We start from the raw sequence: 13,332 nt of genomic DNA, 5'->3' as shown, positions 1-13,332 counted from the left end.
GTGATCTGTTAAGACGGCTTTGCTATCGGCTCAAATGAAGTGGTCGCAAGGGGTCTCATGCTGTAATGACGCCGACTTCATGCCGGTGAGCCAGCCGATGAGCACCGCATCCAAGCGACGGGGAATCATCCTGGCTGGCGGGAGCGGCACACGGCTGCATCCGATCACCCAGGCCGTCAGCAAACAGCTGCTGCCTGTTTACGACAAGCCGATGATTTATTACCCGCTCAGCACCCTGATGCTGGCCGGGATCAGTGAGGTGCTGATCATCACGACCCCTCACGACCGGGAGTCCTTCCAGCGCTTGCTCGGCGATGGCAGCAGCTGGGGCATGACGATCGAGTACGCCGTGCAACCGAGCCCGGACGGTTTGGCCCAGGCGTTTCTGATTGGCGCCGACTTCTTGGCGGGCCACCCCGCCGCGCTGGTGCTGGGAGACAACCTCTTCCATGGGCATGATCTAGTGCCCCAGCTGGTGAACAGCAACGCGCAAGCCCAAGGGGCGACGGTGTTTGCCTACCCCGTCAGTGATCCCGAGCGTTATGGCGTGGCCGAATTCGATGCTGATGGCCGCGTGCTGAGCCTGGAGGAAAAACCTCAGAAACCCAAGAGCCGCTACGCCGTTACGGGGTTGTATTTCTACGACGACAGCGTCGTGGAACGGGCCAGCAAGGTGAAGCCTTCAGCGCGTGGCGAGCTGGAGATCACCGATCTCAATCAGATGTATCTGGATGAAGGGGTGCTGCGGGTGGAATTGATGGGTCGTGGAATGGCCTGGCTCGATACCGGCACCTGCGATTCCCTCAACGATGCCGGCAGCTACATCCGCACGCTCGAACATCGCCAGGGGCTGAAGGTAGGCTGCCCAGAGGAGGTGGCCTGGCGCCAGGGCTGGATCACAGCAGAACAGCTGAGTCAGCTGGCGCAGCCCCTCAAGAAGAGTGGCTACGGCTCCTATCTCCTGCAAATGCTCGAGGAGAGCGTGAGCGATCACGCGGCCCTGCAATCCAGCCTGGCGGTGAGCCATGCAGCTTGAACAACTCAACACACCGTCCGGCGCGGTGATTCAGGGTCCCCTGCTGATAACGCACCAGGCCCACGGCGATGACCGTGGCTGGTTTTACGAAAGCTGGAACCAACGCAAATTCGATGAAGCCGTCGGCGAATCGGTGCTGTTCTCGCAAGACAACCACTCCCGCTCGATCCAAGGCGTGCTGCGGGGACTCCACTACCAGCTAGCACCGGAACCCCAGGCCAAGCTGGTGCATGCCACGGTCGGAGCGGTTTACGACGTCGCCGTCGACATCCGACGCAACTCACCAACCTTTGGCGCCTGGGTAGGCACCGAACTGAGTGCCGAGAACAAATGCCAGCTTTGGATTCCTGAGGGCTTCGCCCACGGCTTCCTCACCCTCAGCGATGTTGCGGAGGTGCAATACAAGGCGCGAGGGTTCTGGAACAAATCCTGTGAACGGGCCATCGTCTGGAATGATCCAGATCTGGCCATTGCCTGGCCGATCGATCGGCTGCAGGGCGCCGAGGTGAGCCTCTCGGGCAAAGATGTCCAAGCAGCAGGGTTCAAAGCCGCTGAGGTGGCTGGAGACGTTTTCCCGTGAAGGTGCTGCTCACCGGAGCTGGCGGTCAGCTGGGCCAGGCTCTGATCGCTTCCGCCCCTGAGGGAATCGAGCTGGTGGCCACTAGCCGTCAGCAGCTTGACCTGGCTGACTCTGCAGCCTGCAGCGGCGCCGTGGAACAGCACCAACCCGACTGGGTGCTCAACGCCGGTGCTTACACAGCGGTGGACAAGGCCGAGTCGGAGCCCGAGCTGGCCCACGCCGTGAATGCCGGGGCACCGGAAGCCTTTGCCCGTGCTCTTGATCAACAAGGAGGACGCCTGCTCCAGATCAGCACCGACTTCGTCTTTAACGGAACCCAGGGCACTCCGTATCAACCCGAGCAGACCCGCGACCCTCTCGGTGTTTACGGCGCCAGCAAAGCTGCTGGAGAAGCCGCGGTCCAAACGATTTTTGGAGCAGGAGGCCGGGGCCTGATCCTGCGCACCAGCTGGGTGATCGGGCCCGTGGGCAAGAACTTTGCCCTCACCATGCTCCGCCTTCACCACGAACGGGATCAACTGGGTGTTGTCGCCGATCAAGTGGGCTGTCCGACCAGCACCCTCAACCTCGCTCAAGCCTGTTGGCAAACCCTTCAGATCGCTGGTGACCGCGAATTGCCAGCTGTTATGCACTGGAGTGATGCCGGCGCCGCCAGCTGGTACGACGTGGCGGTGGCGGTTGGCCAAATCGGTGCTGACTTAGGGATCATCGACACGCCCGCAGCCGTGCAACCGATCACAACTGCGGACTACCCGACGCCTGCAGAACGGCCGGCCTATTCCCTTCTTGACTGCACCTCCACCCGGGCAGCCCTGGACCTCAACGGCGAGCACTGGCAGCAAGCGCTGAGAGCTGTGTTGCAGCAAGCCAAAACGCCATGAAGAGCCACTGAGTTCAAAGCGCCAACCCCAAACAACGCCCCACCCCACGCTCTCCCCAATGGTTTCGTCCATGCCTTCCGCCTCCGACCTGCTGGGAGCTCGCCGCAGAGTTCTAGTCACCGGAGGTGCCGGCTTCATTGGCGGCGCTGTCGTGCGCAGGCTGCTACGGGAGACCAGAGTCACCGTCTTCAATCTCGACAAGATGGGCTACGCCAGCGACATGTCCTCGATTGAGGAGGTGCTGAGCGAGCTGGGCGAAGCGGCGAACGATCGACACAGGCTTCAGAAGGTGGATCTGACCGATGCAACAGCCGTTGAGGCTGCGGTGCAGGAGGCCGACCCCGATCTGGTGATGCACCTGGCAGCGGAAAGCCACGTGGATCGATCCATCTCCGGCCCTGGTGTGTTCATCGAGAGCAACGTCAACGGCACCTACAACCTCCTGCAGGCGGTGCGTCGCCACTACGAGGGCCTGAGCGGCGAACGCCGGGATGCCTTCCGGATGCACCACATCAGCACCGACGAAGTCTTTGGGTCCCTGGGCGCAGAGGGGCGCTTCTCAGAAACAACCCCCTATGACCCCCGCAGCCCCTACTCCGCCAGCAAGGCGGCCAGTGATCACCTCGTTCAGGCCTGGCACCACACCTTTGGGCTACCTGTGGTGCTCACCAACTGCTCAAACAACTACGGCCCCTGGCAGTTCCCTGAAAAACTCATCCCCGTGGTCACCTTGAAGGCCGCTGGAGGTGAGTCGATTCCTCTCTACGGAGATGGGCTGAATGTGCGGGATTGGTTGTACGTGGAAGACCACGTTGATGCATTACTGCTGGCGGCCTGCAACGGAGCGTCGGGCCGCAGCTATTGCGTTGGCGGCCACGGTGAGCGCACCAACAAAGAGGTTGTTCACGCCATCTGCCAGCAGTTGGATCAGAGCCGCCCTGCATCGGCTCCTCACGCCGACTTGATCACGACAGTGACCGACCGTCCTGGCCACGACCGCCGCTACGCAATCGACCCAAGCAGCATCAGTTCCGAGCTGGGCTGGAGCCCTCGCCACAATATGGAACAGGGCTTGGCGGAGACCGTGCGCTGGTACCTGTCTCATCAGGAATGGTGCAACAAGGTGCGCGAGCGGGCGGGCTACGACGGCAGCAGATTGGGCATTGAAAAGGTGAAGCCTCAAGGGAAAACACCAGACCGTTGATGCGGATCGACGCCAGGACAGTGATCACGGATGATCGAAGCACCGCTTGATCGCGCCGAGGATCCGATGACGCTGCCGTTCAGGATTGAAACCGACAGTCTCGGTGGCATTGAGGTGGCGTCCGAAGCGCTCTGGGGGGCCCAGACCCAGCGCTCGCTCCAAAACTTCGCGATCAGCGATGAGAGGATCCCTCTCGAAATCATCCAGGCCCTGGCCTGGATCAAACGCTCCTGCGCCACGGTGAACGGCCGAAATGCGCTTCTGAGCCCTCTACAGGTTGAGCTGATCTGCACGGCAGCCGATGCCATTGCCGCTGGCCAGCACAACGATCAGTTCCCGCTGCGGGTCTGGCAGACCGGAAGCGGGACCCAGACCAACATGAACATCAACGAGGTGATCAGCAATCTTTCGTCTCAGGCCTCAGGTACAGCCCTCGGCAGCCACCAGCCGGTGCATCCGAATGACCACGTCAATCGGTCGCAATCCACCAATGATGTGTTCCCCGCAGCCATCCACGTCGCCGCGGCCAAGCACCTGAAGGACGGGCTGCTGCCGGCGCTCGATGGCCTGGTGCAGGCCTTGGATGCCAAAGCCCAAGCCTGGATGCCAATCGTCAAGATTGGCCGCACCCATCTGCAAGATGCGGTACCGCTGCGTCTTGGCGATGAGGTCGCCGCTTGGCGAGATCAACTCAAACAAGCCCAGGCATGGCTGGACGCTTGCCTCGTCAGCCTCTGCGATCTTCCACTGGGGGGCACCGCAGTGGGCACGGGGTTGAACACGCCGCCGGGCTTCCGTCATGCCGTAGCGGAAGAGCTGAGCCGGGTCGCTGGTGTCAAGGTCCGTCCCGCTGAGAACCTTTTCGCGGTGATGGCCGGCCATGACGGCCTCGTCCATGCGATGGGCCAACTGCGCCTGCTGGCGGTGGCCCTGCTACGCATCGCCAATGACGTGCGTCTGCTTGGGTGTGGCCCGCGGGCGGGTCTGGGGGAGTTGCGGCTGCCCGCCAATGAACCCGGCAGCTCGATCATGCCTGGGAAGATCAATCCCACCCAGTGCGAAGCGATGGCCATGGTCTGCACCCAGGTGATCGGACTCGATGGCGCCGTGGCAGCTGCCGGCGCAGGCGGCCATCTGCAGATGAATGTCTACAAGCCCTTGATCGGCTTCAACCTGCTGCAGTCGATCCGCATGCTCAAGGACGCCATAACCTGCTTCCGCCAGAACCTGGTAGAGGGCTTAATGCCGGATCGGGAGCAGATTCAGCGGTTCGTGGATCGCTCCTTGATGCTGGTCACTGCCTTGACCCCGAGCATCGGTTACGAGAAGGCCAGTGCCATCGCTCAGCATGCCCACCATCAGGGATTGACGCTGAAGCAGGCGGCCTTGGAGCTCGGCTACATCAGCGAAGCCGACTTTGATCAGAAGGTGAATCCCGGCGCCATGGCCGCTCCGGACGCCTGAGCTCAGGCCGCCCGCTCCGTCGCCGGGTTGAGCGCAGCGGGGGCCGGCACCAGATCCTCGGCTTCAGCCACCGGGAAGCGGTTGATCGCTTTCAAAGCCTGACGGGCATGGCTGCGCAGTTGCTCACTGATCGCTTCGCAGTAGGGCACCTGGGCCAGAAGATCCACGGTGCGGCGCATGATCCGCACCACATCACCCTCATCCAGGGAAGTGTTGGCAATCAGATCGCTCCAGGACGTCCCCCGGGCCCAGGCATCCACAAGGCCCATGAGCTCGGGTTCCCACCAGGCCGGCACCACCACACCAGCGCGTTCCTGGGCTCGCAGCAGTTCGCGACGCAGACCCGAAAGATCCTGCAGGGCTTCCTCGGCCGCCGCAGGCGGCGGGAAGCCACTCCACAGGTCGGGGCGGTTGACCTCGGTGCTGATCGCCTCGAACACTGCCGCCAGGTCGGGCGGGGAGAGGTCATCGAGATGCCCACTCATCAGCGCCAACCCCAGCCAAAGTTCGTTGTCACCACGCAAGGCAGAAACGGTGCGGCCGATCTCAGTGGGATCCAGCTCATCGAGGCATCCGAAGTGCTGCAGGATCTCCATCAAGGCCAGGAAGGTCTCCCAGTGACGGTTGGCCCGCTGATGCAGCAGATGCTGCCTTTCAGCGATCTCTAGCTCCAGATCTTCCATGCGACGGCGGTGCTTCTTCAGCTGTTTGCGATCTCCCCAGCGATGGGCCGGATGATGCTCCTGCTCCTGCTCGAGATCCCGAACCAGCCGGGCCTGGGTCAACACCTCCCCAGCCAAGTCGTATTGCGGGGTGGTCATGTCGTGGCGCCGGGCCATATGGGCCACGGCTAACGCCAAACCACCACTGGCCTGATCGCCATGGCGCAACTCACCGGAACGGGACAGCTCCGGGACCTCGAGCCCATCCACCTGCAGACAACTGAGCTCCGCATGGATGCTCACCACCGCCTGACAGGGCAGCAGGATCCAGACGTTTTCATCAGTCAGGCAGAGCAGCAGCGGGAACTGACCGGGCCCCTTCACCTTCTCGACGATCACCGCGGGCGCGACGCGCCCCCGCAGCTGCGGCGATTTGAGGCTGACCAGGGTGCCGGTGCTGGCGAACTGCAGGGCCATCGTCAGCTCATTGGCGAGCGTCTCCTCGGCCTGCTGCTGAAGGATGCGGAGCAAGCGCCGCTCCTCGCGGAGCCGCCCACGCATTTTTTCGTAGTCCTCAAAGTCTTCCCAGGGGATGTCGCCGGCGACGCCCTCCAGCTGGCTGAGTTGCAACCGCAGCTGAGAAAGGTTCTCCTCGTCCTCCACGAGGTCAAGCCCCGCCAGATAGCGGCCAAAACTGCGCTCCACCAGCTCCCTGGCCTTGGCCAGATCGTGACGCTGCAGCAGGTTGAGAACCATGCCGTAGCTGGGGGTGAACTGGCTCACCAGGGGGTCGGCGGGACTTATCGCCAGCTGCCCAGCTTCACGCACACCTTCGAACCGGCTTTGCACCGTTACGACGTAGCCCTGAGAGTCGAGGCCACGCCGCCCGGCCCGCCCGGCCATCTGGAGGAACTCACTGCCCATCAGCGGGCGATGTCCCCGCTCGGTGCGCTTGGATAGGGCCGCAATCACCGTGCTGCGGGCGGGCATGTTGATGCCCGCCGCCAGGGTCTCCGTGGCAAAGACCACCTTCACCAACCCCTGCTGGAAGAGCTCCTCGATCAACTCCTTCCAGGCGGGCAGAACACCGGCGTGGTGGGCAGCTATGCCCCGCAGCAGCGCATCAGCGTGAATTCCATCCCGAACGGCCTCGGGGTTGTCGTGGCTGTAAGCGGTTAGGCGCTCCTTGATCCGCGCTTGCTCCTCCTGAGTCACCAGGCACTGCACTCCCAAATCCCGTACCGCCTTGTCACAGCCGCGGCGGCTGAAGATGAAATAGATGGCCGGGAGCATCTGCCGCTCCGCCATCTGAGCCACGACGAAGCTGATCGGCGGTGGCTCGGGTTGCGGCGGCCTCTGGGAACGCCCTTTGCGCTTGTGCCCCCTGGGCGCGCGCCAGACCTTGCAGTTGGGATGAAGACCCGTGCCAGCTTCGTTCAACAGGGGATGCAACCCCTTGGCACTGCAGAAGCTGAACTGCAGCGGCACCGGCCGGTGGTCACTCATCACCAACGTGGTCGGACCATGAACCTTCTCGATCCAGTCGGTCAGCTGCCCTGCATTGGCCACGGTGGCGGAAAGCGCCACCAGCTGCACCGTGGGTGGGCAGTGAATGATCGACTCCTCCCAGACTGTGCCGCGCTGGGAGTCGTTCATGTAGTGGCACTCATCGAGCACCACCGCTTCCACATCAGCAAGGGGATCATCGTGCTCATCCGCCTCGGCGTAGAGCATGTTGCGGAAGATCTCCGTCGTCATCACCACGATGGAGGCCTCGCGATTCACGCTGAGATCACCGGTCATCAAACCCACGTTCTCCGCACCGAACTCATCGCGGAAATCGCGTAGTTTCTGATTGGAGAGAGCCTTCAACGGTGTGGTGTAGAAGACCTTCTGGCCGTGGGCCAGGGCGCGATGAATGGCGTATTCCCCGATCAGGGTTTTGCCGGATCCTGTGGGGGCACTGACCACAACCGAATGTCCCTGGTTGAGGGCATCCATGGCCTCCAGCTGGAAATCATCCAGCGGGAAGGGAAAGATTTCTGAGGGATTCAGTGGGGCACTGCGATCGACATCGGGCTCGTATTGGGGCGTGGCCGGTGTCGATTGGTTCATCAAATGATCTTAAGGAGCCTGGCTGAGCTCTCTTTTCGAACAAGCAATAAGCCACGCCAATGCAATCAATCAGATGTGCCGACCTCTTTTGACGGAACCAAGCCTGATCATGAAAAATAGTCATGAGAATGCCTCGAGCCCAGGTGAGCCCACCGGGGCTTTTTTTGTGCCTGCTGCACAACAGCGAAGGGTGACAGGGGCACCCCGCCAGTGCCATGACTGAGGGGATTTAGAGCCACTGCCTGTGACCAGCACTCAGCTCATCAAGCCGCGGCCGGCTGAAGACACCCTGATCGATGCCCTTCGAGGCTGCCGCGACGTGCAGGAGCTGAAGGCCCTCGAACAACGCCTGGCATCCAGCACCGATGCCCCGCCGCTATTCAACTGGATCTGTGATCTGCTCGTGGAACGACGCATCTCTCGTGGCCTCGCTGCCCGCCTGCTGTTCGAACTCCACGACGGGGGCTCGACCTAGGGCGACCGACTAAGACGAGCGAAGCCTCCAGACGGCTGCAAGGGCCGAGATGAGCATCTTGGATGTGACCAGGTTGGTGCTGGACACCTGGGATTGCTTCAACAACAAAAACTCGGTCGATCAGCTCCAACCGCTATGACTCACCAGCAGCATCAAGAAATACGGAAGCGCGCAAACCATCAATGCTGGCTGCCTTGCTGGGCCTGCTTCGACGTGGCGCTGGCCGACAAGCTGGATGCGTTTGTTCCCGTGTGGCTCCGCTCCACCGGCACCCACTTCACGGGTCCCCACCATCGACCAGGAGACCGGGGAAGCAGAATGGATGCATGGAGCGGGGTCGCCAAACACCACCTTTACGGGAATGTGCTTGGCGTCGATACAGCAGGCCATTCACCTCAGGCCGAGGTCTCAGCTAGTAAGCCAATACGTCAGACGATCTCTTTACGGCCAGCCTTGATCTTCTCTTTGGCCGTCATAAGTCCATAGACGAGCAAGCCGAGAAGAGCGATGTTCACGCCGATGAAGAACATCATGTCCATGGTCTTGTGGCGACTTGCCTCGTGATAGGCGGGAAACGTAAGCCGGCCTACCCGTCAGAAGACTCATTAATTCTGAGGGGAGGAGGCAACGATTACCGCAACTGGAAAGCAGTGCACCGCTTGGGTAGCGGCGAAACGGTGGCGGCATGAAGTAGCTAGCCCCTTTCAGTCGGATGCGCTCAAGACACGATCCAGCCAGCGAGTCAGATTCTTAAAAGACGGGCCTTTCCGAGTGGTCTTGGCCATGGGAACGCACATTGCGTGTACAGCTGAGCCAGCCGCGTACTGCGCAGCAACTTCAGATAGTTCGATTGTCTTGCCGCACACTCGGCAGGGGAGCTTTTTGACCAAGTGGGAATGCCTAACCCTCTTGTTAGTGGTAGCCCTACAACGCTCGAAAAAGCCAGTTGTCGATACCGGCGCCACCAATCAAGCGAAAACCGACTTGGTGACTCACGTCGTCGCCAGGGGTTTTACCTTTACCTCAGCCTTTTGACGGCTGCGCCAGATTGTTGAGATTCAGGGCTACGAGAGCCACGCCGAAGCTGCAAAAGAAGGCGATCAGGCCTTGGCTGGTGATGGACATACAGGCAGGATAGTGAGATTATTAAGATATGTAACCAACCTTTGCATGATAGCGGCATGGCTCAAGGCAAAAACTTCCCGCGAGACTCGCCTATTTGGGTGGCAGCGCGATCGCGGCAGTCATGGCGTTGGCAGTTTTTGTTGGCGGCGCCAACGCTGGTGACTGTCCTCGCAGCAAGTCAGCGGAAGCAACCTCGACAGAGGCTCACCAGAAAGCTGACGAAAAAACTGAAGTCGAGGCCTGACGATGTCTATTGATGCCAGATGCCAGGAACAGCAATCAGCCGCTGATCGCATGTTCATGGACTTCAAATACACCCGCCCTGGCTCGCAAGAGCAGCTACAGGCCTTAGCCACTCTGAGCTTCCTCATAGGGATGTGGGCCGATTTCCTCACGGCTGAGGAGAAGAGAATGGATCAAGTATTGGCCCTAGAAGGCCGCTGATCAGTCTCGAAGAAAGCCCCTGCTGATGCAGGGACTTGACTCATCAGCTCAGGCAAAAGAGATGCTGTGAGGTGCAGCGGGGTAGCTCGTTGGAATGGGAAATGGGATCTGCCTTTCCTTCTGCCATCGCTTTGGCGCGTCGGTACATCTGGCTACTAGTAGCCCCCTTGAGCTTCCAAGGCGGCTGCAACAACTGCCCAGTTTTTGGTTTCGGAGGTCATTGACTTCAGGAATTTCGACCCATGAACCATCGCCAAATCGCTCCTTATGCCGTGAGGGAGGCATCCGCACAGCAGACCGCTCTCAGGAAGGGAAAGCGGTTGCTAATGCGCACCTGTATCAGGCCCTACGTCAAGCAATTTTGAGCATCTGTAGCAATTCAAGAAGTTGTCTCTGCTCAATGCACGAGGAAATAGTTGCGAGCCTGCGCCTCGATTTGCACTCTCTCAAGCTTGAGTACAAGACGACCTGCGATGCCTTGAGAAATTGGCCTGGCTGACCTGCAGAGGAGCAAGAATTTCTCGAATACAAAAAACAAGAGGTTTTCGAGCCTTGGTCCAGCACACCTTTAATGACGAACCTGTCTAATCATTTGCCAATTACTTAGGAGTTGTAAGCACTGGGCACCAACTGACAGAAGGAAGTGGGGTGGGCACTAAAAGCGGGTTAAGCCAGCGAGTTTTATCTGGTGATCATGTCTATGGAAGTAACAGGTTTTTATGAATCGCCGCCGTCCTTCTGGAGATTTCATCAAGGCATATCAGGCAATTACCTGATGCCCCCTTCACAATTTGTTTGCAATCACCGCCGGATGCAAACCAAATACTTACATATCAGATCTACTGCGATTACTGCGAGGTTGGCACCGCCACAAAGTGGCAATGGCGCTGCCTATCAGGCAGTGAATCACCGCAGAGATGGCACCTGGCAACGCAGTGAGGGGACTAGCGAACCCACCACTGCGGGCGAGCACCACTGCGAGTCCTGAGTTCTGCATGCCCACCTCGATGCTGATGGTCCGCTGGGCCTGCACGCTCTGCCCCGCCAGCCGGGGAATCAGCCAGCCGAGCAGAAAACCACCGCCATGCAGCAGCAGGCAAGCCAGGATCAGCACGGGCCCCTGCTGACGCAGCACAGCCGTTTGGCTGCCGACGATGCTGGAGACGATCATCACGATGGCCATCACCGCCAGGGGAGGCATCACCGGCTCAATCCGCTGGGCCACGCCGGGTAGACCACGCTTGAGCACCACCCCAACGGTGACGGGCAGCAACACCACCTGAAGCACGGCTAGGAAAAGGGCCCAACCGTCCACCGGCACATACTGGCTGGCCAACACCTGCGTTAAACGCGGGGTCAACACCACCGCCGCCAGGGTGCTGATCGTGGTCATGACCATCGATAACGCCACATCTCCACGGCCGATCAGAGCCACCACATTGCTGGCGGTCCCCCCTGGGCAGCAGCCGACAAGAATCAAGCCCACCGCAAGCGGGGCAGGCAGGTGCAAAGCCGCCGCAATCACAGCGGCAAGGGCCGGCATCACCAGGAACTGCACCAACACCCCCAGCAGCATGGCGCGGGGGTGTTGAGCAACCCGTACGAAATCAGCGGGTGTCAAACCGACGCCCATGCCGAGCATGATGACGCCGAGTCCAAGGGAGATGAGTGGCCCCTTGAACCAGATGAATAGCGGGGGATGCAGCAAGGCCAGCAAAGCTCCCAGCAACGTCCAAAGCGGAAACAGCAGAGTGAAACGCTCCCAGGTCATCACGATCAGAGGATTACGGCCATCCTTGTTCAGGGGGGATTCCAGACTGTTGTAATGCGGGACCAAGCTTCTCCCATCACTCCAGCCCGCCGCCGCCGCCTGCGGAGCTTGAACTCCGGCCAGGAGCCCTGGCAGCTGCAGGATCCCGCCGGAGCCGGCCAGCTCGTTGATCTAGCGAGCAACGACTACCTCGGGCTCAGCCGTCACCCCGATGTGCTCGCAGCGGCAACGGAGGCCGTGGCCTCCGATGGCGTCGGTGCCGGTGGATCTCGCCTAATCACCGGCACCCGACCACGCCATCTGAAGCTGGAGGCAGCTCTTGCCAGCTGGTTAAACCGGGACCGGGTGCTGCTGTTCCCCAGCGGATTTCAAGCCAACATCGCCGCCCTAACGGCCCTGAGTGACAGACACACCACCGTGTTGGTGGACCGGCTGATCCACCACTCGCTGCTGGCCGGCGTCCGCACCAGTGGAGCGCGGCTGCAACGCTTTGCCCACAACGATCTTGAGGATCTCGGCCAGAGGCTGCAGCGGCTCAACCCGGCAACAACACCGCCACTGGTGGTGACCGAAAGCCTGTTCAGCATGGAAGGCACCAGCCCCAATCTGCAGGGCATCGCCGACCTGTGCGCCCACCACGGTGCACAGCTGCTGGTGGACGAAGCCCATGGACTGGGGGTGCTGGGGCCCGGAGGCCGCGGGCTTTGCCATGGACTCCAACAGCCTGTGGCCTTGGTGTGCGGCACCTTCGGTAAGTCCTTCGGCAGCGGAGGTGCATTTCTGGCTGGGGATCACAGCACGATGGAACGGCTGCTTCAAACCAGTGGGGCTTTCCGCTACACCACGGCCCTGGCACCACCGCTGGTGGCTGGAGCCCAGGCTGCCCTGCGCTTGATCCAAACCAACTCCAATTGGGGAAGCAAGCTGAGCCAGCGCTCGGAACGCTGGAGGACAGCTCTGGCGCACCATGGCTGGGCAAAACCAGCAGGGCACGGTCCTGTGCTGCCCTTGCTGGTCGGTGGCGACCAGGAAGCGCTCGACCTCCAGCAACAGCTGGAGCAGGCGGGTCTGCTGTCGGTGGCGATCCGGCCGCCCACCGTGCCGGAGGGAACCGCCCGTTTGCGCCTGGTGCTGCGGAGGGACCTGCCGGAGGGCACATTGGAGCAACTGCTCGCAGCCCTCGGCTCTCGATGATGCAGGTCCTGGCAATGCATGGTTGGGCTGGCCAGGCCGGCGCCTGGTCCCACTGGCGACAACGCTTTGAAGAGGGGGGAGCGAGATGGTCCAGCGCAGACCGGGGCTACGGCGGCGGTGAGGCCGTTGCTCCGGCATGGCCCCCCGGCGCTGGACGCAACCTGTTAATCGTCCACTCCCTGGGGTTACATCTGCTGCCGGCAGCTGTTCTGGTGCAGGCCGATGCGGTGGTGCTGCTGGGCAGCTTCAGCGCCTTCGTGCCACGCGGGCGTGCAGGGCGCGCTGTGGCGCTAGCTCTGCATGGGATGCAAGCGGCCCTGGACACCGACCAGGAACTGACGATGCTGGAACGCTTCCTCGACAAAGCCGCCTCACCCCATG

9 protein-coding genes and 1 pseudogene are annotated in these 13,332 nt (G+C 61.3%); 8 read left to right on the top strand and 2 right to left on the bottom strand.

Annotated elements, in window-relative coordinates:
• Window positions 1-97: 97 nt before the first annotated feature.
• The 5 genes from rfbA to FZZ85_RS11060 are packed head-to-tail and all read left to right on the top strand — an operon-like array spanning window position 98 to window position 5,165.
• Window positions 98-1,036, top strand: coding sequence for a glucose-1-phosphate thymidylyltransferase RfbA (rfbA, locus tag FZZ85_RS11080; RefSeq protein WP_226415273.1), 939 nt, complete (start codon window positions 98-100; stop codon window positions 1,034-1,036).
• The gene (gene rfbC, locus FZZ85_RS11075; protein WP_226415211.1) at window positions 1,026-1,616 is read left to right on the top strand and encodes a dTDP-4-dehydrorhamnose 3,5-epimerase; all 591 of its coding nucleotides are present in this window, start codon (window positions 1,026-1,028) and stop codon (window positions 1,614-1,616) included. Before rfbA ends, rfbC begins: the two co-directional genes overlap by 11 nt.
• Window positions 1,613-2,497, top strand: a complete 885-nt coding sequence (rfbD, locus tag FZZ85_RS11070) for a dTDP-4-dehydrorhamnose reductase (RefSeq protein WP_226415209.1) — start codon at window positions 1,613-1,615, stop codon at window positions 2,495-2,497. Before rfbC ends, rfbD begins: the two co-directional genes overlap by 4 nt.
• A 58-nt stretch (window positions 2,498-2,555) precedes the next feature.
• A complete protein-coding gene (gene rfbB / locus FZZ85_RS11065) occupies window positions 2,556-3,701 on the top strand; it encodes a dTDP-glucose 4,6-dehydratase (RefSeq protein ID WP_226415207.1) in 1,146 nt (381 codons plus the stop codon).
• Window positions 3,702-3,731: 30 nt separating this feature from the next.
• On the top strand, window positions 3,732-5,165 hold the full coding sequence (locus tag FZZ85_RS11060) for a class II fumarate hydratase (protein WP_226415205.1): 1,434 nt from the start codon (window positions 3,732-3,734) through the stop codon (window positions 5,163-5,165).
• 2 nt (window positions 5,166-5,167) lie between these two features.
• Here the strand turns inward: FZZ85_RS11060 and FZZ85_RS11055 are convergent, their stop codons facing one another.
• Entirely contained in the window at window positions 5,168-7,942 is a 2,775-nt protein-coding gene (locus tag FZZ85_RS11055; protein WP_226415203.1) for an RNA helicase, read from the bottom strand.
• A 244-nt stretch (window positions 7,943-8,186) separates the two neighbouring features.
• Between FZZ85_RS11055 and FZZ85_RS11050 the strand changes: the two genes are divergently transcribed.
• Window positions 8,187-8,417 carry a hypothetical protein gene (locus FZZ85_RS11050; RefSeq protein ID WP_226415201.1) on the top strand — a complete coding sequence of 77 codons (231 nt, stop codon included), beginning with the start codon at window positions 8,187-8,189 and terminating at the stop codon, window positions 8,415-8,417.
• A gap of 2,395 nt (window positions 8,418-10,812) precedes the next feature.
• Here the strand turns inward: FZZ85_RS11050 and FZZ85_RS11045 are convergent.
• The gene (locus tag FZZ85_RS11045) at window positions 10,813-11,757 is read right to left on the bottom strand and encodes a bile acid:sodium symporter family protein (RefSeq protein WP_226415199.1); all 945 of its coding nucleotides are present in this window, start codon (window positions 11,755-11,757) and stop codon (window positions 10,813-10,815) included.
• Between the two features lie 54 nt (window positions 11,758-11,811).
• Between FZZ85_RS11045 and FZZ85_RS11040 the strand changes: the two genes are divergently transcribed.
• Together FZZ85_RS11040 and FZZ85_RS11035 are read left to right on the top strand one after the other, a co-directional pair.
• Window positions 11,812-12,951 carry an 8-amino-7-oxononanoate synthase gene (locus FZZ85_RS11040; protein ID WP_226415196.1) on the top strand — a complete coding sequence of 380 codons (1,140 nt, stop codon included), beginning with the start codon at window positions 11,812-11,814 and terminating at the stop codon, window positions 12,949-12,951.
• A pseudogene (locus FZZ85_RS11035) lies at window positions 12,951-13,332 on the top strand (alpha/beta hydrolase); the annotation flags it as partial. The gene FZZ85_RS11040 and the pseudogene FZZ85_RS11035, both read left to right, overlap by 1 nt.

It is taken from the genome of Synechococcus sp. MU1642 (assembly GCF_020514115.1).
Lineage (GTDB): Bacteria > Cyanobacteriota > Cyanobacteriia > PCC-6307 > Cyanobiaceae > Parasynechococcus.
This window is presented reverse-complemented; position numbering and strand designations above follow the sequence as displayed.